The 24,469-nt window shown below is 66.9% G+C and carries 20 protein-coding genes; 16 read left to right on the top strand and 4 right to left on the bottom strand.

What is annotated here, in order from left to right:
* The first annotated feature begins 84 nt into the window (after window positions 1–84).
* Window positions 85–1,596 carry a MocR-like pyridoxine biosynthesis transcription factor PdxR gene (gene pdxR, locus AC1RHV_RS09205; protein ID WP_367648240.1) on the top strand — a complete coding sequence of 504 codons (1,512 nt, stop codon included), beginning with the start codon at window positions 85–87 and terminating at the stop codon, window positions 1,594–1,596.
* Here the strand turns inward: pdxR and AC1RHV_RS09200 are convergent.
* Complete coding sequence (locus tag AC1RHV_RS09200) at window positions 1,582–2,478, bottom strand: DUF72 domain-containing protein (protein WP_054453679.1); 897 nt, start codon at window positions 2,476–2,478, stop codon at window positions 1,582–1,584. The two genes, pdxR and AC1RHV_RS09200, sit on opposite strands and share 15 nt — an antisense overlap.
* A gap of 119 nt (window positions 2,479–2,597) precedes the next feature.
* On the opposite strand from AC1RHV_RS09200, the gene AC1RHV_RS09195 reads away from it, so the two are divergent.
* From AC1RHV_RS09195 to AC1RHV_RS09165, 7 genes are all read left to right on the top strand, one after another.
* The gene (locus AC1RHV_RS09195) at window positions 2,598–4,703 is read left to right on the top strand and encodes an ATP-dependent helicase (RefSeq protein ID WP_175182349.1); all 2,106 of its coding nucleotides are present in this window, start codon (window positions 2,598–2,600) and stop codon (window positions 4,701–4,703) included.
* Between the two features lie 65 nt (window positions 4,704–4,768).
* Window positions 4,769–5,773 carry a magnesium and cobalt transport protein CorA gene (locus tag AC1RHV_RS09190; RefSeq protein ID WP_054453040.1) on the top strand — a complete coding sequence of 335 codons (1,005 nt, stop codon included), beginning with the start codon at window positions 4,769–4,771 and terminating at the stop codon, window positions 5,771–5,773.
* Window positions 5,774–5,837: 64 nt separating this feature from the next.
* The gene (locus AC1RHV_RS09185) at window positions 5,838–6,497 is read left to right on the top strand and encodes a thermonuclease family protein (RefSeq protein WP_119450022.1); all 660 of its coding nucleotides are present in this window, start codon (window positions 5,838–5,840) and stop codon (window positions 6,495–6,497) included.
* A gap of 121 nt (window positions 6,498–6,618) precedes the next feature.
* Entirely contained in the window at window positions 6,619–8,853 is a 2,235-nt protein-coding gene (locus AC1RHV_RS09180; protein ID WP_119450021.1) for an ABC transporter substrate-binding protein, read from the top strand.
* Window positions 8,850–9,827 carry an ABC transporter permease gene (locus tag AC1RHV_RS09175; protein ID WP_054453034.1) on the top strand — a complete coding sequence of 326 codons (978 nt, stop codon included), beginning with the start codon at window positions 8,850–8,852 and terminating at the stop codon, window positions 9,825–9,827. The genes AC1RHV_RS09180 and AC1RHV_RS09175 overlap by 4 nt, the downstream gene beginning before the upstream one ends.
* A 5-nt stretch (window positions 9,828–9,832) precedes the next feature.
* Window positions 9,833–11,329 (top strand): ABC transporter permease, encoded by a 1,497-nt coding sequence (locus tag AC1RHV_RS09170; RefSeq protein ID WP_492300511.1) that lies wholly within the window; start codon window positions 9,833–9,835, stop codon window positions 11,327–11,329.
* On the top strand, window positions 11,326–13,023 hold the full coding sequence (locus AC1RHV_RS09165) for an ABC transporter ATP-binding protein (protein WP_054453030.1): 1,698 nt from the start codon (window positions 11,326–11,328) through the stop codon (window positions 13,021–13,023). The genes AC1RHV_RS09170 and AC1RHV_RS09165 overlap by 4 nt, the downstream gene beginning before the upstream one ends.
* 43 nt (window positions 13,024–13,066) lie before the next feature.
* Here the strand turns inward: AC1RHV_RS09165 and AC1RHV_RS09160 are convergent, their stop codons facing one another.
* The 3 genes from AC1RHV_RS09160 to AC1RHV_RS09150 form a co-directional block, all read right to left on the bottom strand.
* Window positions 13,067–13,612 (bottom strand): MarR family winged helix-turn-helix transcriptional regulator, encoded by a 546-nt coding sequence (locus tag AC1RHV_RS09160; protein WP_119450020.1) that lies wholly within the window; start codon window positions 13,610–13,612, stop codon window positions 13,067–13,069.
* A gap of 28 nt (window positions 13,613–13,640) precedes the next feature.
* Window positions 13,641–15,461: a collagen-like triple helix repeat-containing protein gene (locus AC1RHV_RS09155; protein WP_306652157.1), complete on the bottom strand. Its 1,821-nt coding sequence runs from the start codon at window positions 15,459–15,461 to the stop codon at window positions 13,641–13,643.
* Window positions 15,462–15,809: 348 nt separating this feature from the next.
* Window positions 15,810–17,408 (bottom strand): ShlB/FhaC/HecB family hemolysin secretion/activation protein, encoded by a 1,599-nt coding sequence (locus AC1RHV_RS09150; protein ID WP_370126546.1) that lies wholly within the window; start codon window positions 17,406–17,408, stop codon window positions 15,810–15,812.
* 608 nt (window positions 17,409–18,016) lie between these two features.
* Here AC1RHV_RS09150 and AC1RHV_RS09145 point away from each other — a divergent pair.
* The 8 genes from AC1RHV_RS09145 (at window position 18,017) to AC1RHV_RS09110 (ending at window position 24,444) form a co-directional block, all read left to right on the top strand.
* A complete protein-coding gene (locus tag AC1RHV_RS09145; RefSeq protein ID WP_492300509.1) occupies window positions 18,017–18,847 on the top strand; it encodes an MHYT domain-containing protein in 831 nt (276 codons plus the stop codon).
* Window positions 18,848–18,979: 132 nt separating this feature from the next.
* Window positions 18,980–19,171, top strand: a complete 192-nt coding sequence (locus AC1RHV_RS09140) for a Flp family type IVb pilin (protein WP_192355131.1) — start codon at window positions 18,980–18,982, stop codon at window positions 19,169–19,171.
* A 143-nt stretch (window positions 19,172–19,314) separates the two neighbouring features.
* Window positions 19,315–19,836: an A24 family peptidase gene (locus AC1RHV_RS09135; protein WP_082400946.1), complete on the top strand. Its 522-nt coding sequence runs from the start codon at window positions 19,315–19,317 to the stop codon at window positions 19,834–19,836.
* The gene (locus AC1RHV_RS09130) at window positions 19,782–20,243 is read left to right on the top strand and encodes a TadE/TadG family type IV pilus assembly protein (protein WP_082400878.1); all 462 of its coding nucleotides are present in this window, start codon (window positions 19,782–19,784) and stop codon (window positions 20,241–20,243) included. The genes AC1RHV_RS09135 and AC1RHV_RS09130 overlap by 55 nt, the downstream gene beginning before the upstream one ends.
* A 13-nt stretch (window positions 20,244–20,256) precedes the next feature.
* Window positions 20,257–20,736: a TadE/TadG family type IV pilus assembly protein gene (locus AC1RHV_RS09125; protein WP_258956160.1), complete on the top strand. Its 480-nt coding sequence runs from the start codon at window positions 20,257–20,259 to the stop codon at window positions 20,734–20,736.
* A complete protein-coding gene (gene cpaB / locus AC1RHV_RS09120) occupies window positions 20,733–21,692 on the top strand; it encodes a Flp pilus assembly protein CpaB (protein ID WP_054453017.1) in 960 nt (319 codons plus the stop codon). The genes AC1RHV_RS09125 and cpaB overlap by 4 nt, the downstream gene beginning before the upstream one ends.
* A 65-nt stretch (window positions 21,693–21,757) precedes the next feature.
* Complete coding sequence (locus AC1RHV_RS09115; RefSeq protein WP_125471893.1) at window positions 21,758–23,119, top strand: type II and III secretion system protein family protein; 1,362 nt, start codon at window positions 21,758–21,760, stop codon at window positions 23,117–23,119.
* Window positions 23,116–24,444, top strand: coding sequence for a pilus assembly protein CpaE (locus AC1RHV_RS09110; protein WP_175164483.1), 1,329 nt, complete (start codon window positions 23,116–23,118; stop codon window positions 24,442–24,444). The genes AC1RHV_RS09115 and AC1RHV_RS09110 overlap by 4 nt, the downstream gene beginning before the upstream one ends.
* The last annotated feature ends 25 nt before the right edge of the window (window positions 24,445–24,469 follow it).

Raw genomic sequence — 24,469 nt, 5'->3', positions numbered from 1 at the left:
GAGCATGATGGGGCGGGAAAACCTTATTTAATGCTACGATGGCCCCATTTGTGGGAACCACTTTTATAAATCGGGTAGAACCAATTGCGGTCCATAGTCGGTGACTTGCTGCAGCTGCGGCTGGCGGACGGCTCCAGCGAGCCCATGAACAAGCGGCTGTACCGCGGCATCCGCGAAGCCATCCTGGATGGAGCCATTGCCGCGGACTCGCGCCTGCCCGCCTCGCGGGACCTGGCGGCAGAGCTCGGCATCGCCCGCAACACCGTGGTCCACGTCTATAGTCAACTGCTGGCTGAAGGCTACACCCGCAGTCGCCAGGGCAACGGCACCTTCGTCAACGCCTCGGTGCCGGATTCCTACCTGGCCAGCGGCCGGCGCAAGCGCCAGCCGCCGCCCGCGCAGCCGCGCCCGGCGCTGTCGCCGCGCGGCGCCGCCATCGTCGACGGCGTCTCGGCCTCGCCCTACCAATGGGGCGCCTTCATGCCCGGCGTGCCCGACCTGACCGAATTCCCGCACAAGAAGTTCGGCCGCATTTTCAGCGCCCTGTGGCGCAATCCCTCGCCCGACCTGCTGACCTACGCCTACGGCGGCGGGCTGCCGGCCCTGCGCGAGGCGCTGGCGCAGCACCTGGCGCTGACGCGCTCGATCGATTGCGATCCCGAGCAGATCATCATCACCGAAGGTTCGCACCAGGCCATCGACCTGACCACCCGCATCCTGGGCGAAGCCGGCGAGACCGCCTGGGTCGAGGATCCTGGCTACTGGGGCGCGCGCACCGTGCTGCAGGCCAACGGCCTGCACACCGTACACCTGCCGGTGGACGAGGAGGGCATGCGCCTGCCGGAGACCGTGGGCACGCCGCCGCGCTTCATCTTCGTCACGCCCTCGCACCAGTATCCGCTGGGGCCGGTCATGTCGCTGACGCGCCGGCGCCAGTTGCTGGCGGTGGCGCGGCAAAGCGGCAGCTGGATCATCGAAGACGACTACGACAGCGAATTCCGCTTCTCCGGCCGGCCCATCGCTTCGCTGTTGGGCTTGGAACCCGACGCGCCCGTGATCTACATGGGAACCTTCAGCAAGACCTTGTATCCGGGCCTGCGCGTGGGCTACCTGGTGCTGCCCAAGACCCTGACCGCCGCGTTCCAGGCAGCGCACGCCGAGCTCTACCGCGAGGGCCACCTGATGACGCACGCGGCCCTGGCCACGTTCATCTCGGAAGGCCACTACGCCGCCCACATCCGCCGCATGCGCATGCTATACGGACGCCGCCGCGCCATGCTGGTCAATCTGATTGAACGCAGGCTGGGGCCGGATTGGCTGCATCGCGACGCCAGCATGGCGGGGCTGCATCTGGTGCTGACGCTGCCCGAGGACATGGACGATCTGCGCGTGGTGGATGTGGCGCGCAGCAAGGGCGTGCTTACGCGCGCGCTGTCGCGCTACTACGTCAACGACGAGGGCCGCCGGCCGGGCCTGCTGCTGGGCTATGCCTGCGTGCCGGAGCACGACATTGCGCGCAAATTCGAGGTGCTGCTGGACAGCCTGAACGAAGTGGCGCGCGCGTCCGTCGCGCTGGCGGCGTCAGGCGGGCGCTAGCGCCGCCGCGAAGGCCGCGGCGTTGCGCATGCCCTGGTCTTCGAAGTTGGTGTTGAACACCGCGTGCGCCTGGGCGCTTTGCGCCGCCAGCCGCGCGAAGCGCTCGGCCAGTTCGGCCAGCTCCTGTTCCGAGTATTCGTATTGGAAGCGGCCCGAGGACGCGGCGCCGGACACGTTCCAGGCGGCCGTATTGCGTCCGTGCAGGCGCAGCAGCGTCAGCTCCGGATGGGTGCACTCCCAGACCGCGGGCACGGTGTTGTCGAAGCCTTGGGGGCTATCGACCACCGTATGGACCACGCCGAGATCGCGTTCGAAGGCCAGGGTGTCCGTGGTGGCGGAGGGCGACTCGAACCAGCTGCGGTGGCGGAATTCCACCGACACCAGGTGTTCTTCCATGCGACGCGCGCAGTCGGCCACCCGCGCCCGGCCGCGCGCGTCGCGCCGGATCCAGGGCGGAAACTGGAAATGCACCGCGCCCAGCTTGCCCGTCATGCGCAAGGGTTCCAGCGCAAGCTGGTAGCGGCGCCAGAGTTCATCGCGCAGGTCGGCGGGCATGCGGTCGTGGTAAATGACGGGTTCCGGCCAATCGGGCAGTTCGCGCCGGATGTCCGCGGGCAGCGCGGATAGCGGCGTCTGATGGCCGGTGAACAGCCGGAAGGCCTTGATGTTGAAGACGAAATCGTCCGGCGTGCGCTGCGCCCACAAGTAGGCGTTTTCGGCCGTGGGCATGGCGTAATAGCTGGAATCGACCTCGGCCATGGGAAAGCGCGAGGCATAGAAGCGCAGCCGCGCTTCGGCGCTGCGGACCTCCGGCGGGTAGAAGCGGCCGCAGGCCAGCAGGGTGGGATCGGTCCAGGAGGCGGTGCCGGTCAAGAGGCGCATGGCCACAGGCGAATCAGACTTTATTGAAAAAATTCTGTATAAATATACAGTGTTCATCCGAAGCCCGGCAATGTCCGGGCTCGCCGTTTTCAGCGGCTGCCTTGCTGCGGCCCCGCCCCATGTCCGACCAAACCGATACGTCCAACCCGTCCGCCGAACGCCCTGATCCCCTGGCCGATCTCAACCCCGCCCAACGCGAGGCCGCCGAATTCGGCGTGGCCGGCGCGCCGGGAGACGACGGCCCCCTGCTGGTGATCGCCGGGGCAGGCTCGGGCAAGACCAATACGCTGGCCCACCGGGTCGCGCACCTGATCCTGAACGGCGCCGATCCCCAGCGCATGCTGCTGTTGACCTTCTCGCGCCGCGCGGCGCTGGAAATGGAGCGGCGCGTGGGCTCGGTGCTGCAGCGGGTGATGAGGCTGCGCGCCACGCAGCAGGCGCCGTCGCTGCCCTGGGCCGGCACCTTCCACGCCATCGGCGCGCGCCTGCTGCGCGATTGCGCGCAACGCATCGGCCTGTCCGAGGCCTTCACCATCCACGACCGCGGCGATGCCGAGGACCTGATGGGCATGGTGCGCCACGAACTGGGCCTGTCGTCCACCAAGTCGCGCTTTCCGCTCAAGGGCACCTGCCTCGCCATCTATTCGCGCGTGGTCAACAGCCAGACCCCGGTGGCCGACGTGCTGAAGACCTCCTTCCCCTGGTGCGCCCAATGGGAAGAGGAACTCAAGAACCTGTTCCGCGCCTACGTCGCGGCCAAGCAGGACCAGCAGGTGCTGGACTACGACGACCTGCTGCTGTACTGGGCCGAGATGATGGGCGACCCCGGCATCGCGGCCGACGTGGGCGCGCGCTTCGACCACGTACTGGTGGACGAATACCAGGACACCAACCGCTTGCAATCCGCCATCCTGCTGGCGATGAAGCCCGACGGCCGCGGCCTGACGGTGGTGGGCGACGATGCTCAATCCATCTATTCGTTCCGCGCGGCCACGGTGCGCAACATCCTGGACTTTCCGAACCAGTTTCCCAACCCGGCCAGGGTCATCACGCTGGACCGCAACTACCGTTCCACCCAGCCCATCCTGAACGCGTCCAATGCCGTGATCGGCCTGGCCACGGAACGTTACGCCAAGGACCTGTGGACCGATCGCCAGTCGTCCCAGCTGCCCGAACTGGTGACGGTCAGCGACGAAGCCGGCCAGGCGCGCTGGGTGGCCGACCAGGTGCTGGCGCAGCGCGAAGGCGGGGCCACGCTCAAGTCGCAGGCGGCGCTGTTCCGCACCGCCAGCCACAGCGCCGCGCTGGAACTTGAACTGACCCGCCGCAACATTCCCTTCGTGAAGTTCGGCGGGCTGCGCTTCCTGGAGGCCGCGCACGTGAAGGACCTGTTGTCGCTATTGCGCTGGGCGGAGAATCCGCGCGGCCGCATGGCGGGCTTTCGCGTGGCGCAGTTGCTGCCCGGCATCGGCCCGGCCACGGCGGGCAAGCTGATGGACGCCATGTCCGCCTCCGCCGAACCGCTGCGCGCGCTGCGCGAATTCAAGCCGGGCGCGGCGGCGCAGGAAGAGTGGGGCGCTTTCGCCGATACGTATGCGGCCTTGTGCGACCCCGCGCTGAAATGGCCCGCCGACGTGGACCTGGCCCTGCGCTGGTATGGCGCGCAGCTGGAACGCCTGTATGACGATGCGCGCGTGCGCCGCGCCGACCTGGACCAGCTGGTGCGCATCGCCGCGGGCTACGGCTCGCGCGAACGCTTCCTGACCGAACTGACGCTGGATCCGCCGGACGCCACCAGCGACGAGTCCGGCGCGCCGCATCGCGACGAGGACTACATGATCCTGTCCACCATCCATTCCGCCAAGGGACAGGAATGGAAGGCGGTCTATGTCCTGAACGTGGTGGACGGCTGCATCCCGTCGGACATGAGCACCGGCACGGCCGAGGAAATCGAGGAAGAGCGCCGCCTGCTGTATGTGGCGATGACACGCGCCAAGGAACGCCTGCAGCTCATCGTGCCGCAGCGCTTCTACGTGCACCAGCAGACCGGCATGGGCGACCGGCACGTCTACGGATCGCGCACGCGCTACATCACCAATGCGATGCTGCCGCTGTTCGACCACCTGCCCAAGCTGCCGGACCTGCCGGCCGGGCGCGCCGCGCCGAAAGAGCCTCAAGCGCCCAGCGTGGACGTGGCCAAGCGGGTGCGGAACCTGTTCTCGTAGGCTGGGCTATCATCGGCCGATACGCATAAGCTGTCCGGCAGGGATCGCATTGCAAAAGGGTGTTTATGTCTACTGAAGAACATACCGCCGACGACTCGAAACGAGAGGTCGTCGCATCGATCGCCTATGTGAACGGACGGCGGGAACGCGAGGTTCCCATCGACGAAGTCGCCCAGTACGTCAGCCAGGACCACGGCATGCTGTGGATCGGCCTGCGCAATCCGCGCCCGGAAGTGCTGGCGAAGGTCGCCAGCGAACTCGGCGCCTGCGACAAGAACCAGGAAGAAATGCTGGAATCCCACCGGCGGCCGAAGATCATCGACTACGGCAACATGATCCTCATCGTCGCCATCACGGTCGAGGTCGAGGCCGAGCGCCCCATCTTCGGCGAGACCCAGTTCCTGATCGGCGATGGCTTTTTGGTCACGGTGCGGCGCGGCGCCACCGCCGGCCATAGCCCCTTGCGCGAACGGCTGGAAGCCTCGCCCGACCTGCTCAAGCGCGGCAGCGATTATGTGGCTTCCGAACTGCTGGACTGGCTGGTGGATCGCTATGTCGCGGCCGCCGGCAAGATCGAATCCGTGGTCGAAGGCGCCGAACAGAAGCTGCTGATCCGAGGCGCCAAGGACTCGGACATCCGCAGGCTGTACCGGCAGCGCCGCGACCTGCTGCGCATCCATACCGTGGTGTCGCCGCTGGCCGAAATCTGCCGACGCCTGGCGCGGGTCGAGATGTCCGCGGTGGACGAGCATGCCCGTCCGTATTTCGGCGAGGTCGCCGACCGCGTGCTGCGCGTGGATGAACTTTTCAACTCGCTGCGCGAATCCCTGGCCTTCGCCTTTGAAGCCAGCCTGATGATAGGTCAGGCCGCGCAGAACGACACCACCCGCAAGCTGGCGTCCTGGGCCGCCATCCTGGCGGTGCCCACGGCCATTGCCGGCATCTACGGCATGAACTTTGAATTCATGCCCGAACTGAAATCGCCCTGGGGCTATCCGATCACGCTGGGCGTCATCGTGTCGATCTGTTCGGTCCTGTATTGGCGCTTCCGCAAGTCGGGGTGGCTGTAGCGGGCGACTTCACGCCTCGCCTTTATGGCAAACTGCCTGCGTTTTCCTTCCTGGAGCCTGGCTGGTGCGTGGCAAATCCCCTTTACGCGGCGGCAGCAAGCTGACCGCCCTGATCGTCGCCGTGATCCTTGCGGCGGCAGGCGCCATCGTCAACTGGCTGCAGCCTTCGGGAAGAGAGGGGCAGGACCGGGCTGAACGGCAGGCGCCTTCAGCCCAGGGCCGGCCCGGCGCGACGCTGGCTGGCGGCATTCCGCAGGGCAGCTATACGCTTACCGGCATGATCGTCAACGTGGCCGACGGCGACACCGTGACGCTGCGCGCGTCCGACGGTCAGCACCGCATCCGCATGGACAGTATCGATGCGCCCGAAGAGGGCCACGGGTCCGACCAGCCCGGGCAACCCTATGCCGAGGCCGCGCGCAAGAACCTGGCCGGCCTGGTCGCGGGCAAGACGCTAAGCGCGCAATGCTACGAGAAGGACCAGTACGGCCGGGAAGTCTGCGCCCTGATCCTGGATGACGGCCGTTCGGCCAACCGCCTGCAGGTGGAGGCCGGCTACGCCTGGGCCTATACGGCGCGCCAGGGCGACTACCTGCGCGACAAGGCCATGCCGGACCTGCAACGCCAGGCCAAGGCGGCCGGGCGCGGCCTGTGGGCGCAGCCCGGCGCCATGCAACCCTGGAAGTGGCGCTACGACTGCTGGCGGCAGCGCCAGTGCGGCTGAACCCGCGCGGGCCGGCCCGGAACGCCGCGCCCGAGCGCCGCCAGCCCTGGGGGATGCCTGGGTATGGTCCCCGGCCCGTGTTTGCTATCCTCTGTCGCAACGATTCGAAGGGAAGGTTTCCATGCGTGCATTGAAGCGGCTCTGGGCGGCGGCCATGCTGCTGTCGCTGGCGTTGGCGGGCTGCTCGCAAGAAAGCCCCATCAACAGCCCCTATCCGTCCGGCGCCGAAAGCCAGAACACGCTGTTTTCCGCCTTCGTCAAGCGATCTCCGAAGTACCTGGATCCGGCCAGCTCTTATTCCGGCGACGAGACCCCTTATACGTACAACATCTATGAGACGCTGTACGGCTACCACTACCTGAAGCGGCCCTACGAACTGGTGCCGCGCGCGGCGGCGTCGATCGACCCGCCCGTCTACCTGGATGCGCAGGGCAATACGTTGCCCGCCGACGCGCCCGGCGAGCAGATCGCGCAAAGCATCTACGACATCAAGATCCGGCCGGGGGCGCGCTACGCGCCGCACCCGGCATTCGCCCGCAAGACCGATGGCAGCTACGACTACTTTCCGCTTGCGCCGGGCGAACTGGACGACAAGTTCTACATTCCCGATTTCCCGCGCACCGGCACGCGCGAACTGACGGCCGACGATTACGTCTACGCGTTCCGGCGCCTGGTCAGCCCGCGCGTGGTGTCGCCGATCTCCAGCCTCATGACCGAGCACGTGACGGGCCTGAAGGAGTATGCGGACCGGCTGCGCCAGCGCGACCAGGCGCTGCGGCAAGACATGCCGGGCGGTGCCGGTGCGCCCTGGCTGGACCTGCGCGAGGCCGACGGCTTTACGGGCGTGCAGGCGCTGGATCCGCACACGCTGCGCATCCGCGTGAACGGCAAGTATCCGCAGTTCAAGTACTGGCTGGCCATGACCTTCACCGCGCCCATCCCCTGGGAAGCGGACCGCTTCTACAGCCAGCCCGGCATGGCGGCGCACGACCTGTCGTTCAATACCTGGCCAGTCGGCACCGGCCCCTACATGCTGGTGGAGTCGCTGCAGAACCGCCGCCACGTGCTGGGCCGCAACCCCAACTTCCACGGCGAACCCTATCCCTGCGAAGGCGAGCCCGGCGACGCGGCCGCGGGGCTGCTGGCCGACTGCGGCAAGCCCACGCCCTTCATCGACCGCGCGGAATTCAGCGTCGAAAAGGAAGCCATCCCGCTGACCGGCAAGTTCCTGCAGGGCTATTACGACGTGCCGCAGATCGAGCGCGGCGAGTACGGCGTGGCCATGCTGGTCGCGGCGGGCGACAGCCAGGACAAGGCGCGCCTGTACAACGAACACGGCATCAAGCTGCCCACGACCGTCGAGACCGCCAACTGGTACATGGGCTTCAACTGGCTGGACCCGGTGGTGGGCAAGGGCGACACGCCGGAGCAGGAAGAACGGAACCGCAAGCTGCGCCAGGCCATCAGCATCGCCTTCGACTGGGAAGAGTACGTCGCGGTGTTCGAAAACAGCCAGGCTTCAGTGGCCTACGGCCCGGTGCCGCCGGGCGTGCTCGGCTACCGCGAACCGCCCGAGGGCGTGAACCCCGTGGTCTACAACCTGGTCGACGGCAAGCCCGTGCGCAAGTCCGTGGACGTGGCCCGCCGCCTGCTGGCCGAAGCCGGCTACCCAGACGGCCGCAACGCCAAGACCGGTGCGCCGCTGGTGCTCTATTACGACTCGATGCAGGGCGGCGGCTCCAATCCGCAGTTCGACTGGATGCGGCGCCAGATGGCCAAGATCGGCGTGCAGCTGGACGTGCGCGCCACCGACTACAACCGGTTCCAGGACAAGATGATGCGCGGGTCCGCGCAGATCTTCCTGTGGGGCTGGAACGCCGACTATCCCGACGCCGAGAACTTCCTGTTCCTGCTGTACGGTCCCAACGCCAAGGCCAAGGGCGGCGGCGAGAACGCGGCCAACTACGCCAGCCCCGAATACGACCGCCTCTTCGAGCAGATGAAGTTCCTGGACGATGGCCCTGAAAAGGAACAGCTCATCGCCAAGATGACCGCCATCGTGCAGCGCGACGCGCCCTGGATGTTCGGCTATTTTCCGATGTCGGGCGGCGCCTACCAGCAATGGGTTGGCAACGCCAAGCCGACCCAGATGGTGCGCAATACGCTGCAGTACATGAAGATAGACCCGGTCCTGCGGCAGCAGAAGATCGACGAGTGGAACTATCCGAGGTGGTGGCCCATAGGCCTGTTCGCGCTGTTGCTGGCGCTGGCGATATGGCCGTCGTATGTGGCGCTGAAGCGGCGTGAACGGCAGACGGCATTCGCGCCGGCCCTGGGCAAGGAGCATCAATCATGATCGGCTACGTGATCCGCCGGTTGCTGTACGGCGTGCTGATCCTGATCGGCGTGAATCTTTTCACCTTCATCCTGTTCTTCGCCGTGAATACGCCCGACGACATGGCGCGGCTGGCCATCGGCGGGCAGCGCGCCAACCAGGAAGCCGTGGAGAAATGGAAGGTCGAGCGCGGCTACGACAAACCGCTGTTCTTCAACGCCAAGGCGCAAGGCGCGGCGCAGCTGACCGACACGGTGTTCTACCAGCGTTCGGTGCCTCTGCTGGTCATGGACTTCGGCGCGTCGGACGGTGGACGCGACATCGGCCGCGAGATCAAGACGCGCATGGGGCCTAGCCTGGCGCTGGCGGTGCCTACGTTTTTCCTGGGGCTCTTCGTCAGCATCGTCTTTTCCCTGACGCTGGTGTATTTCCGCGCCACGCGGCTCGATTTCTGGGGCGTGGTGGTCTGCGTGCTGCTGCTGTCCATCTCCAGCCTGTTCTACATCATCGCCGGCCAATGGGTCTTTGCGAAGCTGCTGCGGCTGGTGCCGTTCTCGGGCTTTTCGGGCGGGCTGGACGTGGTCAAGTTCCTGGCGTTGCCGGTGCTGGTCGCGATCGTGTCGCGGCTGGGTCCGGAGGCGCGCTTCTACCGCACCCTGTTCCTGGAGGAGATCGGCAAGGACTATGTGCGCACCGCGCGCTCCAAGGGCCTGGCTGAACGCATCGTGCTGTTCCGGCACGTGCTGCGCAACGCCATGCTGCCCATCCTGACCAGCACGGTGGCCGCGCTGCCGCTGCTCTTCATGGGCAGCCTGATCGCGGAGTCCTTCTTCGGCATTCCCGGCCTGGGCAGCTACACCATCGACGCCATCAACGCGCAGGACTTCTCCATCGTGCGCGCCATGGTGTTCCTGGGCGCCGCCCTCTATATCGTGGGGCTGATCCTGGCCGACATTTCCTACACGCTGGCCGACCCCCGCGTCCGATTCGAGTAGCCGCCATGCCCAAGTTCGTCTTCCTCTGGACCGATATCGCGCTGTGGCTCATGGTGCTGGGCGCGCTTGCCTATGTCTGGCACGTGCGGCGCAGCCCGAACCTGCGCGCGACCTGGGCGCGCGTGGCGCGCGACACGCCCGCCATGTGCTCGGCGGTGATTCTGGCCGCGTTCGTGGTGGTGGGTCTGCTGGACTCGGTGCATTACCGGCCGCTGCTGCCGCCGGCCCCCGGCGCGGCCGCCGACGCACCGCCGGCCTATGCGCCCGCGGTGCGCTCGGCGCTGGACGGGCTGCTCACCGGCTCGGTGCTGACGACGCCGGAAAAGACCTATTCCGAGCCCTTGGCGATACGGCAGTTCACCAAGGAAACCATGCTCGTCAACGACAAGCCGGTGCGCGACTTTCCCCGGCTGCGAGGGGCGGGCGTGCATCTGGAGGACGCCGATCGCGACCACCTGGGCGATGTCGCCAAGCGGCTAGGGCTGGGCCTGGCCGCAGGGCTTGCGGTGTCCGCCGTCGTGATCGGGCTGATGTATGCGGGCTTGGCCAGGCGGCGCGCCGCAAGGCCCGCCGACGAGGCGGCTTCGGACGTGCCCTGGCGCGCCATGGCCGTCACCTTCACGCTGCTGTGCCTGACGGCAGGCGCCCTGGCCGGCCTGTCCAGCGGCTATCACGCGCTGGGCACCGACCGCATCGGCAACGACGTGTTGTGGCAGGCGCTCAAGAGCATCCGCACCGCGCTGGTCATCGGCAGCCTCACCACCATAGCCATGCTGCCGCCGGCCATCGTCTTCGGCATCGCCGCCGGTTATTTCAAGGGCAAGGTCGACGACGGCATCCAGTATCTCTACACCACCATCACCTCGATTCCAGGCGTGCTGCTCGTGGCCGCCTGCGCGTTGATGATGCAGGTGTACATCGACAATCACGCCGACCTGTTCGACACCTCGGCCGCGCGCGCCGACCTGCGGCTGTTCCTGCTCTGCATGATCCTGGGTTTCACGGGCTGGGCCGGGCTGTGCCGCCTGCTGCGCGCCGAAACCCTCAAGCTGCGCGAGCTGGAATACGTGCAGGCGGCGCGGGCCTTCGGTGTCTCGCACTGGCGCATCATGACCCGCCATCTGCTGCCCAATGTGGCGCATCTGGTCCTGATTACCGTGGTGCTGGAATTTTCCGGCCTGGTCCTGTACGAGGCGGTGCTGTCCTATCTGGGCATAGGCGTGGATCCCAGCATGAACTCCTTCGGCTCCATGATCGATGGCGCCCGTCTGGAAATGTCCCGAGACCCGATGATCTGGTGGAACCTCTTGACCGCATTCCTGTTCATGCTGGCGCTGGTGCTGGCCGCCAACCTGTTCGCCGACGCGGTGCGCGATGCCTTCGATCCGCGTACGCGCCGCTACAAGCCTGGCCGCATGGCGCGGTTCGGCCTGTTCGGCCGCGCACCGCGTACGGCCCTGGCGACCGATACGCGCCAGTCCCGTCCGGGAGATGCGCCATGAGCCAGGCTCCCTTGCTTGAAGTGCACGGCCTGGACGTCGATATCGCCGGCGAAAGCGGCATGACGCATGCGGTCAAGCGCCTGCAGCTGGCGATCTCCAGGCGCCAGACCTTTGCGCTGGTCGGCGAATCGGGGTGCGGCAAGAGCATGACGGCGCTGGCGCTCCTGCGCCTGCTGCCCGACGCCGGCCGCATCGTGGGCGGACAGATCGACCTGGACGGAGAAGACCTCAACCGCCTGCCGGAAAGCGCCATGCGCGGCGTGCGCGGCGGGCGCATCGGCATCATCTTCCAGGAGCCGTCCACCAGCCTGAACCCGGTCATGCGGGTGGGCGACCAGATCATCGAAACGCTGATCGCCCATACTCCCTTGCGTGGCGCGGCGGCGCGCGCCCGAGCCGTGGACTGGCTGCGGCGGGTAGGCATCCCGGAGCCCGAGCGGCGCATCGACGACTATCCCTTCCAGTTCTCGGGCGGCCAGAAGCAGCGCGTCATGATCGCCATCGCGCTGGCGGCCGAGCCTGTGCTGCTCATCGCCGACGAGCCCACCACCGCGCTGGACGTGACGGTGCAGGCGCAGGTGCTGGACCTGCTGGCCGACATCCAGCGGGAAATGGGCATGGCGGTGCTGCTGATCACCCACGACCTCGCGGTGGTGAAGAACGTCGCCCATCATGTGGCGCTGATGCGCGGCGGCGAGATCGTTGAAAGCGCCGACGCCGAGGAATTCTTCCGCGCACCCAAACATCCCTATGCGCGGCAGTTGTTCGAAGCGATCCCCACGTTTGAAAAGCGCGGCACGCCGCTCACGGCAAGCGGCCGCGAGGCCATGGCGCGCGACGAGGCCCGGCTGGCCGCCAGCGCCCAGGCGGGCGAAGCGGCAGTGGTGCTGGACGTGCAGGACCTGAAGGTCCATTACCCCGTGCGCAAGGGGCCGCTGCGGCGCATCGCAAGCTGGGTCAAGGCCGTGGATGGCGTGACCTTCACCCTGAAGGCGGGCGAGACGCTGGCCTTGCTGGGCGAGTCCGGCTGCGGCAAGACCACCACGGGCAAGGCGCTGCTGCGCCTGATCGACGGCGCGCGCGTTTCAGGCCGGGCCATGCTGCAAGGGCAGGACGTGCTGTCCGCGGACCGGCGCACGCTGCAGCGCCTGAGGCAGGACATCCAGATCGTGTTCCAGGATCCCTATGCCTCGCTCGACCCGCGCATGCGGGTGGGCGACATCCTGGATGAGGGGCTGGCGTCCCTGCGCAGCGGCATGGACAAGGAATCGCGCCGCACGCACGCCGCGAGGCTGATAGAGCGTGTGGGCCTGCCGTCCAATACCCTGGCGCGCTATCCGCATGAATTCTCGGGCGGCCAGCGTCAACGGATCGCCATTGCGCGGGCGCTGGCGGTCGAGCCCAAAGTGTTGATCTGCGATGAGCCCACATCGGCGCTGGACGTTTCCGTGCAGGCCCAGATCCTGGACCTGCTGCGCGAGCTGCAGGCAGAGTTGGGCATCGCCTACCTGTTCATCACGCACAACTTCGGCGTGGTCGAATATCTGGCGGACCGCATCGCCGTCATGGACGGCGGGCGCATCATCGAATTGGGACAGGCCGATGCGGTTCTGCACGAACCGCGCCAGGACATGACGCGCAGGTTGCTGGCCGCGGTGCCGCGCCTGCACTTCGGGCCGCGCGAAGCGGCCTGATCGGGCGTTCGAAGCAGCGGGGGCGGAGGCCCCCGCCGTCTTGCTACCCGGCCTGATGCGCGCTGCCTGTCTCCAGCCAGGCCAGGGTGTCGCGCTTCAGGTTGCGGCCGCAACGCGTCAGGAACGCATGCACTGCCTCCAGTTCCGCGGTGTCATACCCGCGCGCCGTCGTGGCGATGGCCTCGGCGATCCACTGCCGTTCCTGCGCCAGCGCCTGGCACGATTCCTCGACCGGCCGGATCACGATCATCCGGCGGTCCAGCGGGTGGCGGCCGCGCTGGACATAACCGGCCGCCTCCAGCCGGTTGATCAAGGCGGTCGCGCCGCCGGAGCTGATGCCCATCAACTGAGCCAGATGGCCGGTTGGAAGCGCATCGAACTCCATGACCAGCTCCAGCGCCTTCAGATCCGCCAGGGGAATGCCCAGCTTCTCCGCCAGGGCCGACTGGCATGCCGCGTTGTAGGCGGCGAACTGCCGGCCCAGCAGCAGGACGATTTCGTCCAGCATGCCGGACCGCCGGTTGCTTACTGCTGATTCAGCCATGCCGGTCACATGCTCGTGGTGAAAGTAGGTCTGTTGTTGCAGCATGATGTGGGTTCCTGGCGGTTGCGATGGATTACTTCTTGCCGGCCAGGCCACCGAGCAGTCCGCCCAGCAGGCCGCCGTTGGCGGTCCCGCCGGAAGATCCGCCCGCCGCCGTGCCGCCCGTCAGGCTGCCCGTCACCCCGCCCAGCAAACCACCGAGCAGTCCGCCGTTGGCCGCGCCGCCGCTCGTGCCGCCCGATCCTCCCGTGGCGGGAGGCGCGCCGGCGGAGGCGCCCGCGCCCGCACCGGCGCCCGCGCCGGCCGCCACGTTCACGCCGCCCACCAATCCGCCCAGCAGGCCGCCGCCGTTCGTGCCGGCCGCGGCGCCCGCGCCTGCGCCCGCCGCGGCGCCGCCGGCTCCGGTCAATCCGCCGACCAGTCCACCCAGTAATCCGCCGCCAGCAGCGCCTCCCGCCGCACCGCCGGCCGTACCGCCGACGGCGCCGGTCACGCCGCCGAGCAGGCCTGTCACCGGAGCCAGCAGACCACCATTGGCGCCGCCAGTCGCGCCGCCCACGGCTCCGGTTACGCCACCCAGCAGACCCGTCACGGGCGCCAGCAGGCCACCCGTGCCGTTGGCGCCGCCGGTCAAGCCGCCCGTTACTCCGCCCAGGCCCAGACCGCCGGTGAGCGAGGCGACCGCGCCCGTGGCGTTGGCCAGCGTCGAACCCAGCGGATTGGCGTTGCCCGGCGTGGCATGCAGCAAACCGCCCGCGCTGGCGACAGCGCCGCCAAGTCCTTGCAGCACGCCGTTCAAGCCCGGCGTGCCGCCCGGCAACGCGCCGCCCAGATTCGTGACCGTGCCACCCAGACTGGTCAGCAGGCCGGCCACTGGCGCGCCCAGTTTGGTTGCATCGCCCACTTGCTGCGTCAGGCCCGTGACCTTGCCGGCCAGCGGACTGGCGGTGGGATCGAGCGCGCCGCCCACCCCGGCCAGCACGGGCTGCAGGCCCAGCGGCAGCACGTTGTCGACCGTCTTGCCGACATTGCCCAGCGCGGGCTCGAGCAGCGGGGTGGTGGGGCCGCCAAGCACCCCGCCGGTCACTCCGCCCACCACCTGGGTGATGGGCTGCAACAGGCCCCCCTGGCCCGACAGCGCTCCGGTCAAGGCGCCTACCGCGCCGGTGGCGTTGCCCAGCACGGTCGTCAGGGGATTCGGATTGTTGGGATTCGCGTTCAGCAGGCCGCCTGTGCTGGCCACGGTCTTGCCCAGGCCGTCCACGAGGCCGCCCACGCCGGCACCCAGGCCTCCGGGCAGTCCTGAGCCTTTGACGTTGGTTCCCAGGTCGCTGACCAGGCCGCCTACCTGCCGGACGATGCCGTCGGCCGGCTGCCCCAGACCGGTAGTCGCGCCGATCTGCTGGGTCAGGCCGACGACGGTGTCGGCGACCGGCTTGATCGTGGGATCCAGCGCCTTGCCCACGCCGCTCAAGGTCGTGTCCAGATTGAGGGGCAGGGTGTTGTCGAGCGCCGCGCCGGTATTGCCCAACGTGGTTTCCAGCAGGCCGCTCACGCGCGGCGGGTTGGTGCCGCCGCCAGGATCGGTGCCGCCTCCGGGGTCAGTGCCGCCGGGGTTGGTCCCGCCGCCGGGGTTGGTCCCGCCACCGGGATTGGTACCACCGCCCGGGTCGGTGCCGCCGCCAGGGTTGGTACCGCCGCCGGGGTTCAGACCGCCGCCGGGATCCAGGCCGCCACCGCCAGGATTGGTCGGAATGTCCGTCCCGGGCAGGCCCGCGGTTTTCTTTCCGCCGCCGCCACCGCCGCAGGCGGCCAGGGCGCTTACCAGCGCGGTGGCAAGGACGGTGGCGGTCAGGACGCGTTGCAGGCGGCGCGTGTCGGAATGGGTATGCATGGCGAGCTCCTTTGGTTGGAAGAGTCAGGCGTCGAAACAACCCGATACGCTTCCTCATGCACAAACCATGCCAAGATTTTTCAGGCCCGCTTCAAGACGCCTGCTTCGGTAAATTCTGAGGAAATAAATCGCTTCATTATCAATGGGATATGGCGGTGATTAAGGGTTTTCCTTAAATCTGGAAAATCCTCACTTTTGCGATCGCCAGGAGCCTGCGAATGTTACGGAAAGCCGCCCATCCGACGTAACGTTACGGCGGGCGTTACGTAACGCCGGTGGCGTCGCCCAAGAAAAAACGCCCGTCATGGCGGGCGTTCATCGGCTTGTCGGGCGCGCTGTTCAGGACGGCTAGAACGCGTCGTAAAACAGCGAATAGTTGGCGTTGAAGCGCACGTCGCGGTTGTCGTTCACGGTGGCCGATCCCACCGGCTTGGCCACGTTGAAATCGAACAGATAGTATTTGTCGTCGGTAAAGCGCAAGCCGAGAGCCACGGAAGACAGGTGCCGCTGGTTCAAAGTCTGCAGGTCCTTGTTGTTGTACCAAGTGCGTGCGTAGTCGACCAGGGCGTAGGGCTGCACGCTGGAAAGGTATTCCCAGCCCACGCCGAAGCGGCGATTGATTTCCGCCGATACGCCGACGCCCTTGTCACCGCTTTGGTCGCCCTGCGGATAGCCCATGGCGTAACGCCAGCTACCGTACGAGATCTGTTCGGACGACGGCAGGATATTGCTGGAGTACTGCGCCGCACCCGAGAAAACCAGGCCGATCTGGGCGGGCAGCACGAAGGTCTGCCTGGCGTTGAGGTTGTAGCGGGTGAAGTCCAGGTCCAGCAGCGGGGTGGCGGAATAACCGTAGTTGGTCGCGATGTCCTTCTTTGCCCCCGCCGCGTCGAACCCCTTGGCCACGCTCAACGTGACGTCGGTGGCCTTGGTCTCGGACACCTGGATGTAGCGCATTTCGGCGGTCGCCGCACGCACCTGCGCATCCTGCTGCAGCCACCGGTCGGTGCTGTGTGCCTCGTACCGGTCCTTCGAATTGGCCGCGTATACGCCCAGCGTTCCCGTCAGCGATCGGGTGTTGTTCAACAGGAATGGATAGCTCACGCCAACCCCGATGCGGTCGTTCTTCACGCGGCGTTCGAAGCCCAGCATTTCGATCGCGTCGTCCTGGGGCCGGGCGTCGTAGTGGTAGCCGTCGATCTTGATCGCCAGGCCGTCCGCACCAATCGGCACGCGGATTTCACCCGACACGTACTTCACGTCATCGGTATTGAAGGGCACCGAGGCTGTCAGCTTCACTTGCTCGCCCAGGGGCGTCAGGCTGTTGGTCGCCAGGTTCACGATGGGCTGCATGCCGGTGCCCAGGTCTGCGATGCCGCCGGTCAGGCTGACGGGCTGGCGGCTGGCCGCCAGCACCAGTTCGGTCGCGCCGTCCGCGCGGCGCGGCAAATCCAGGCTGGGCGTGAACTTGACGCCGGGCACGGTGCGCATCAGGTTCAACTGACGTTCCAGCGTGGCCTGCTTGAGCGGCCTTTCTTCCTGCATCGGCGCGGCCAGCGCTTCAAGCCGGTCCTGCGCATTGCCGATGTCGCCTTCGATCCGCACGTTGGCGATGTAGCCCTCGACCACTGTCACTACCACCAGCCCGTTGGCGAAGGTCTGGTTCTGCAGCAGTGCGAAGGAAAGCGGAAAGCCCTTGTCGCGGTAGAGCTGCGTGATCTTGTCGACTTCCTGGACCAGCTCGCCCAGGCTGATTTCCTTGCCAGCCAGAGGGCTGAGCAATCCGGACACTTCCTCGAATGGAATGGCGCGCACGCCGCTGACGTCGAAATTGCGCGGCACGATGCGTTGAGCCAGCCGGGCCTGCAAGGCCAGTTGTTCCGGCGTTGCGGTCTGGACGTAGGGCGGGGGTTGCGTTGCCGAGGGCGGACGCTCCAGCCGCGGCATGGCGTCCACCGGGTTGCCGCGTAGCGGGCCTTCCGCCCTGGCCTGAGAGCTGGCCGCCAATATGCACAAGAGGGCGAGGCAAATCGGACTCGCCGGAAACATGCATCTCTTGCCTTTTTCGTCTCTCATTTCCGCTGGCGCTTCTGAACGGATAGCTGATCCCGATCGAGTATCGGATGGAAAAGGGCTGCAACAGTGTTAGGAAAAAGTTGCATTTGCCGGTGCGCATATGGTGCCAGCAATCCCGGCAGAATGACAATTAATTTCAAATTCCGCCTCCCTCGGCTCATCGCGTCGACATTATTTCGGAATATTCTTCCGCTGCGGAAACTATTTTCGGGTCAAGATAACCGCCGTTCAGCCGGATTTAATAATGTTTTCGAAAACTTAGGAGCGTTCGTTACACATCTTATGTCGCAATATAGCGAAATTCAGTGAAAACCCTGATGTGTATGATTTGGCAATATATAAACTAAAGATACGTATCAAAAATACGCAAAATGTGTGGCCCGCCCGGAGGTCAAGATGGCTGGGGATTACCGCAAGAATTGCTGCAACTGCCTGACGGCCGCGTATTGCCGTCATGGCTCGCCACAAGCGGGGCATTCATGAGCCCGGGCGATATCGTTCCGCTTTCATTCAATGGCGGTCTGGTGGCGCTTTCGTTCCTGATCGCCGCCTTGGGTTCGTATGTGGCCCTGCTGGCCGCAGCCGGTATTCGGGCAGAAACCCAGGACGGCGAAATCCGCATCGGCTATATCGTCATCGGCGCGGTGGCGATGGGCGGCGTGGGTATCTGGAGCATGCATTTCATCGGCATGCTGGCGCAGAACCTGCCGTTTGAAGTGGGTTACCAGGTCGGCCTGACGATACTCAGTTTCGTGGTTGCCGCAGGATTTTCCGGCTGGGCGTTCTGGTATGTCGGCCGCGAACGTTTCAGCTTTATCCGATGCCTGGTCGGTGGCTGTGCCGCAGGGTTTGGCGTGGCCTCCATGCATTATGTCGGCATGAGCGCGGCGCGCATGCCGGCGGTATTGCTCTGGAACCTGCCGCTGGTGGTTTTGTCGGTGCTGATCGCCGTCATCGCGGCTACCGCGGCCTTGTGGCTTGCCTTCAATACCCAGAATGAACGCCAGCGCATCGGCGCGGCCGTTTTGATGGCCATCGCGGTTTGCGGCATGCACTACACCGGCGCGGCCGCCGGCGCCGTCATCTGCACGACCCAGAATGACGCCGTCGGCCTGCATATCGGCGGCGCCAAGCTGCCATACATCGCTTTCGCGCTCTCGATCGTCACCTTGTTCCTCATGCGTTGGCATTTGCAGCGCGCTTCCGAACGCTTTCGCGCGCGCACGGCGCAGCGCATCGACTCGATCATTGAATCGGCACCTGGCGCGGCTCCGGACAGATTGCCCGGAGCCACGCCAGGGCCGGGTTAGCTGGACCCTGGACGCGCGCCGTGCAAACAAGGGCGGCGCGTGGGCGGTTCCAGGCTTTAGGGGGCTGGCTCTGCTTCTTGAAGAATGTTGAAGAACGGCCCCGGTCATCAATCGAGACCCATGGAGCTCGACATGAAAGCAACACTCTCGCAGTTCTGGAATGACGAAGAGGGCATCACTGCCCTGGAGTACGGGCTGATCGCGGGCATGGTGGCGGTAGCCCTCATTGTCGCGGTGGGGGCGTTTACCGGCGCTTTGCAATCGATGTTCTCGGACCTCGGGACCAAGCTCGACACTGCCCGGACCACGCCTCCCGCGGAGTGAGCCGCAAGCCGATCCGCGCCGCGGCGGCAGCGTATCCATAGCCGCCGCGGCGCGTGCCCGCAACATCGCATCACTTGATTGAAGGAGTCCGCGCCGATCCGGCGCGCCCGTTGTCGCATTCGTTTTTTCAGAAGGTCTTAGCCTTGTATCCAGGGGTAGTGCTGTGGTGGCTGTTGTTCACATGCTGGATTCTGGCGCTGATCCACGCCGATCTGCGCTATCGCCGCGTCCCCAACCGGCTGATCATCGCGGGACTTGCGGGCCAATTGCTATGGCTGCTGGCGGCCTTGCTGGCGCCTGGCTGGGCCTATCCGCCGCGATGGTCGGGATGGTGGATGGCGCTGGCCGGCTTTTTGGTCGCGGCGCCATTCCTGCCCTTGTGGCGCAGGCGTCTCATGGGAGCAGGGGATATCAAGGCCATCGCCGTGCTCGGACTGCTGCTGGGCTTCGCGCCGCTGATGGTGACGCTGGCGCTGGCCAGCGTGCTGGCCGGCCTGCATGGCCTGCTGTATCTGGCGGTGTCCCGGGTCTGGGCGCTGAGCAACCGGGCGCGGCAGATCCCCTATGCCGCGTATCTGGGCCTCGCCGCCGGCATCGCGGTTCTTATTCCGTGGAGTTCGCCTTGGTATTCGTGGTGTTCTTCCTGGTGTTTTACGGGATCCTGACGTATTCCCTGGTGGTCGCCGCGCAGCATTCCGTGACCTTGGCCGCGCAGGATGGCGCGCGCAAGGTCTTGCAGTGGCAGGCGGGTTCCGCGTCGCTGACGGCGCGAGCCGACGCCGGCCGCGATTCCGCGCTGTACCAGGCGGAGTGGATCAGCACGATGTCCGCCGCGCCGGTCCAGGTGGCGGTCTGCGGCAGCGCGGGCGCGCTCAGCAGCGCGGCCGGCGGCGCCTGCAGCGGCATGCCGTTGGCGCAGGACCAGATCGAAGTCACCGTGTCCTACGCCTATGGCGCCCATCCGCTCATCCCCTCGGTGCCGCTGCTGCAGGCGGCGTTGATGCCGGCCTCCAGCGTGCTGAGTGCGCGCGCCACGGTGCATCTGGGCAATGCCCTGGGCGGGGGAGGCTGAGATGCGAGCCTGCGTGCAACTCCCTGCCGGCCAGACTTCACGCAAGCGCCAGCGCGGCATCGCGGCGTTGGAGTTTTCGCTGACGCTCACCTTGCTGCTGCTCTTCATCTGCGGCGTGGTCGGATTCGGCGCGCTGTTCTGGATGCAGCAGCAGTTGGCCGCCGCCGCGGCCGACGGCGCGCGCGCCGCGGTCTACGCCCGCTTCACTGGTCAGGCCGATGTGCCTGCGGCGGCCTGCCTGGCGGCGATGGGCACCTTTTCCGCCGGCTCGGCGGTGCTGTGCAGCACCACGCGCGCGCCGTGTGCATGGACTGGGGCGGGCGGCAGGCCAGCCGATTGCGCTACCGTCGCCATGACCTACAACACGCAGTCCTGGCCGCTATTGGAGACCGTGCGAGGGCTGATCACGGCGTTGCCGGGCACGAACCGGAACTGGATACCCAACAGATTGCATTCGCAGGCCGTCGTGCAGATATCGCAGGGGACACCATGAGCAGTCTGAGCAAGATCATCGCGGGCATGTTGCTGGTGGCGGGCCTGGTGCTGGCCTTCGTGGCCTGGCGGCTGGCCTCGGCGCCCGCGAGTCCCCCGGCCAGCGTGGCGCCTGCGCCTGTCGCGGCGACGCCGGCGGAACCGCTCAAACTCCATCCGGTGGTGGTGGCGCGAGAGCCGATTCCGGCCGGTTCGCGCATCGACAGCGCAAGAATGCTGACGGTGGCGCAGTGGCAGGTTGCACTGTCCGGCGGGTTTGCCGACGTCGCGCCGCTGGAGGGCGCGGTGACGAAGGTCGACATCGCCGCAGGCGATCCGATAGTGCCCAGCCTGTTGACGCAGGGCCTGGCGCGCCAGCTCAAACCGGGCGAACGCGCCGTCGCCATCGCGGTGGACGAAGTGATCGGCGGCGGCAATCGCATCGTTCCCGGCGACATGGTGGACGTGTTCTTCATGATCGAGAAAAGCGCCGAAGTGGCCGTCGGCCAGGCCCGCCTGCTGCAGTCGCAGGTGCGCGTGCTGGCATATGGCAAGGCGACGGTGGAAGGGCCGGACGAAAAGTCGGCGCTGCAACAGGGCGGTCCCGGCCAGCCGGCGCGCACCGCGGTGCTGGCCGTGCCGGTCGATCGCGTCAACGAGCTGATGCTGGCCAGCCGCGCCGGGCGCCTGCAGTTGGCTTTGCGCCCGGTGGGCGATGACAGCATGCCCGACGCGCAGTTGTTCGCCCAGCGCGGCACGGTGCTGCCGGTGCGGGCCGACTTGACCCCTGCGCAGCGCGAATCGCTGCTGACGGGACCGAACCGCGCCTATGCCGGCGAGAGCCTGGTGCAACTGGACGGCACGACGGCCGCGGCGCTGGCGCCCGCCGCCCGCGCCGCCGGCCGGCCCCAGGGTTCCGGCGGCGGCAGGACTGTGGAAATCATCCGAGGAGAGAAATCCGAGCGCGTGCGCTATTGAACGGGGCTGCGGGCGGACCAGGCGCTGGCCGCAGCCGGACTTATTCCATCATCGGGTCCAGCACTATGAAGAAACATCAGCGCACCACCATGATTTGCCTGCTGTCGGGCGCGGCAGCGATGATGCATGGCGCCCTAGGCCTGGCACAGACCGCAGCGCCCGCGGCAGGCGCGAATGCGCCGGCCCGCGACATCTCGATGGCGGTGAAGGGACAGCAGACCCTCATGCTGGATGGCGGCGCACCCACGCGCATCGCCATCGGCGACCCGGATGTGGCGGACGTGAAGGTATTGCCCGCTTCCGGCAAGCGCGCGGGCTCAGTACTGCTCTATGGCAAGAAGCCCGGCACCACGCAATTGCAGGTCTGGACCGGCAACAACGCGGCGCCGCAGATATGGAACGTCCGCGTCGGCGGCAGCGTGCAGGGCGCGTTGGCGAGCCGCGGCCTGGGCGGCGGCGCCAACGTGGACATCGCCGACGGCCATGCCGTGGTGTCGGGCCACGCCGAATCGCAGCTGGGGCAGATCGCGTCAGCCACCATGGCAGCATCCGCCGTGGGCGGGGAAAAGAATGTGGTGGACATGTCCACCGCAGGCGCCGGCGGCGTGGTGCAGGTGGAAGTGAAGGTCGTGGAAGTGTCGCGCTCGGTGATGAAGGCGGCCGGCATCAGCTTCACGGCCAGCAACGGCCCCTGGAGCGGCGGCAGCTCCACGATGCCCGCCAGTCTGGGCGGCGCGCTGGCTTCGGGTTTCTCGCTGTTCTACGACTCCAACAACTTTGCGGCGCGGCTGCGCCTGCTGCAGACCAATGGCATGGCGCGCGTCCTGGCCGAGCCGACCCTGGTGGCCCTGACCGGGCAGAGCGCCAGTTTCCTGGCCGGCGGCGAGCTGCCGATTCCGCAGGCCGGCGGCCTGGGCACGGTCAATGTGACCTTCAAGCCCTTCGGCATCGGCCTGACCGTCACGCCGACCGTGCTCTCGCGCGACCGCATCTCGCTGAAAGTCGCGCCCGAGGCCAGCGAACTCGACTACACCAACGGCATCGCCATCAATACCAGCGCGGACACCAGCACCATCATTCCCGCGTTGCGTACGCGCCGCGCTGATACCACGGTGGAACTGGGCGATGGCGAAAGCTTCGTGATCAGCGGCCTGGTATCGCGCCAGACCAAGGCCATGGTCAACAAGGTGCCCATGCTGGGCGACCTGCCCATCATCGGCGCGTTCTTTCGCAGCGTTGATTACTCCCAGGAGGACACCGAGCTGGTCATCGTCGTGACGCCGCGCCTGGTGCGCCCCATCGCGCGCGGCGTGGCCCTGCCGCTGCCGGGAGCCAAGCAGGAACAGACGGACACGGCATTCAACGCTTGGGGCTATTACCTGACCGGCCCGGTGGGCGGCCAGCAGATGCCGGGCTTTTCACGGTGAGCAATATGAAGACACATGCCAGCGAATGGGTGGGCCTGCAAAACGGCACGCGGTTCCTGTTCTGCTCCCAGGGCAACGCGGTTGCGGCGCAGTTGGGACAGGCTTTGGGCGACCTGGGGATGCTGACCCAGGAATCGCCGCGCATAGAGGAACTGGCGCGGCGCCTGACGGAGATCGCGCCGCAGGTGGTGTTCCTGGACTTCACCCTGAGCGACGACGAGCCCGGCAAACTGTTCAAGTCCGCCGAACTGGCGCGCTTGCTGGCCCGCATTGCGCCGACGTTGCCGCGCGTGGCGGTGGGCTTCCTGAGCCAGCCGGAAGGGGCGATCGCCGCCTTGCGGGCAGGCGTCAGCGATTTTGTCGATCCCTCGGTTGCGCCGCAGGAAATCAAGGAAGTGGTGCTGCGCCTGCTCGACCGGCCGTCCGATGGCCGCATGGACGGCACGCGCCGCAGCGTCGTGCTGCTGGGCGCGCGTCCGGGCGTGGGCGCCAGCACCCTGGCCGTGCATCTGGCGGGCATGGTGCAGGACCGCCTGAAGCTTGCGCACGGCCAGCGCGCCGCTGCCTTGGGAGCCAAGGCGGCCAAGCCTTCCGGCGAACCGCTGCCCTTGTCCAGCCGCGTGGCGCTGATGGACCTGGGCTGGCCCGTGGGCGATTGCCAGCTCTATCTGAATATCGGCGGTGACTTCGATTTCGCCGAGGCGGCCCGCAACCTGCGCCGCCTCGACTCGACGCTGCTGGGATCGGCCATGGCGCATACGGCCAATGGCTTGAGCGTGCTGTCGCTGCCGCGAGACCTGGGCCAGATGCGTGACGTGTCGCAGTCGGATTCGCTGCTGGTGTTCGAGCGCATGCGCCAGCACTTCTCGGTCGTGGTGGCCGATGCGGGCGGTTTCAGCAATCCCGAATTCGTGTCGGGGTTGGCGCGCGCCTCGCAGCTGAACTGGATCGTGACCGACCAGAGCGTCGGCGCGCTGGTGTCGCTGGCCGGCGTACTGCAGGAGCTGGAGCAGCAGCACGTGGACCGGCGCAGCCTGGGCCTGATCGTCAACCGCTATGACGAACGCTACGGCATGACGGCGCAGCAGATCGCCGAACGCTTCCAGCTGGAACTGGTGGGCACGCTGCCGGACCGCACACTGCCCTTGATGGTGTGCACGAACCGGGGCCATCTGCTGCACGAAGAGGCCGAACGCGATGTCTACGTGCGCGCGGTGCAGGCGCTGGCGGAACGCCTGTGCGCCGAAGAGAACTCGCCTGGCGGGCGGGCAGGCTGGCTGGCCACCTGGCTGCCCGGCGTGCACCGCCGCATGGTGGTCGGTTGACGGACAGACAGACGGACGGCTACGG

The sequence above is a fragment of the Achromobacter sp. GW823-FHT04E03 genome, assembly GCF_058796095.1.
This window is presented reverse-complemented; position numbering and strand designations above follow the sequence as displayed.

Bases quoted from the DNA above. Each gene is read 5' to 3' on its own strand.
- AC1RHV_RS09115 (WP_125471893.1), top strand. From the start codon at position 21,758: ATGAAGAAACATCAGCGCACCACCATGATTTGCCTGCTGTCGGGCGCG.
- cpaB (WP_054453017.1), top strand. From the start codon at position 20,733: ATGAGCAGTCTGAGCAAGATCATCGCGGGCATGTTGCTGGTGGCGGGC.
- AC1RHV_RS09175 (WP_054453034.1), top strand. From the start codon at position 8,850: ATGATCGGCTACGTGATCCGCCGGTTGCTGTACGGCGTGCTGATCCTG.
- AC1RHV_RS09140 (WP_192355131.1), top strand. From the start codon at position 18,980: ATGAAAGCAACACTCTCGCAGTTCTGGAATGACGAAGAGGGCATCACT.
- AC1RHV_RS09200 (WP_054453679.1), bottom strand. From the start codon at position 2,478: ATGCGCCTCTTGACCGGCACCGCCTCCTGGACCGATCCCACCCTGCTG.
- AC1RHV_RS09170 (WP_492300511.1), top strand. From the start codon at position 9,833: ATGCCCAAGTTCGTCTTCCTCTGGACCGATATCGCGCTGTGGCTCATG.
- AC1RHV_RS09165 (WP_054453030.1), top strand. From the start codon at position 11,326: ATGAGCCAGGCTCCCTTGCTTGAAGTGCACGGCCTGGACGTCGATATC.
- AC1RHV_RS09160 (WP_119450020.1), bottom strand. From the start codon at position 13,612: ATGCTGCAACAACAGACCTACTTTCACCACGAGCATGTGACCGGCATG.
- AC1RHV_RS09155 (WP_306652157.1), bottom strand. From the start codon at position 15,461: ATGCATACCCATTCCGACACGCGCCGCCTGCAACGCGTCCTGACCGCC.
- AC1RHV_RS09145 (WP_492300509.1), top strand. From the start codon at position 18,017: ATGAGCCCGGGCGATATCGTTCCGCTTTCATTCAATGGCGGTCTGGTG.
- AC1RHV_RS09190 (WP_054453040.1), top strand. From the start codon at position 4,769: ATGTCTACTGAAGAACATACCGCCGACGACTCGAAACGAGAGGTCGTC.
- AC1RHV_RS09180 (WP_119450021.1), top strand. From the start codon at position 6,619: ATGCGTGCATTGAAGCGGCTCTGGGCGGCGGCCATGCTGCTGTCGCTG.
- AC1RHV_RS09195 (WP_175182349.1), top strand. From the start codon at position 2,598: ATGTCCGACCAAACCGATACGTCCAACCCGTCCGCCGAACGCCCTGAT.
- AC1RHV_RS09150 (WP_370126546.1), bottom strand. From the start codon at position 17,408: ATGCCGCGGCTGGAGCGTCCGCCCTCGGCAACGCAACCCCCGCCCTAC.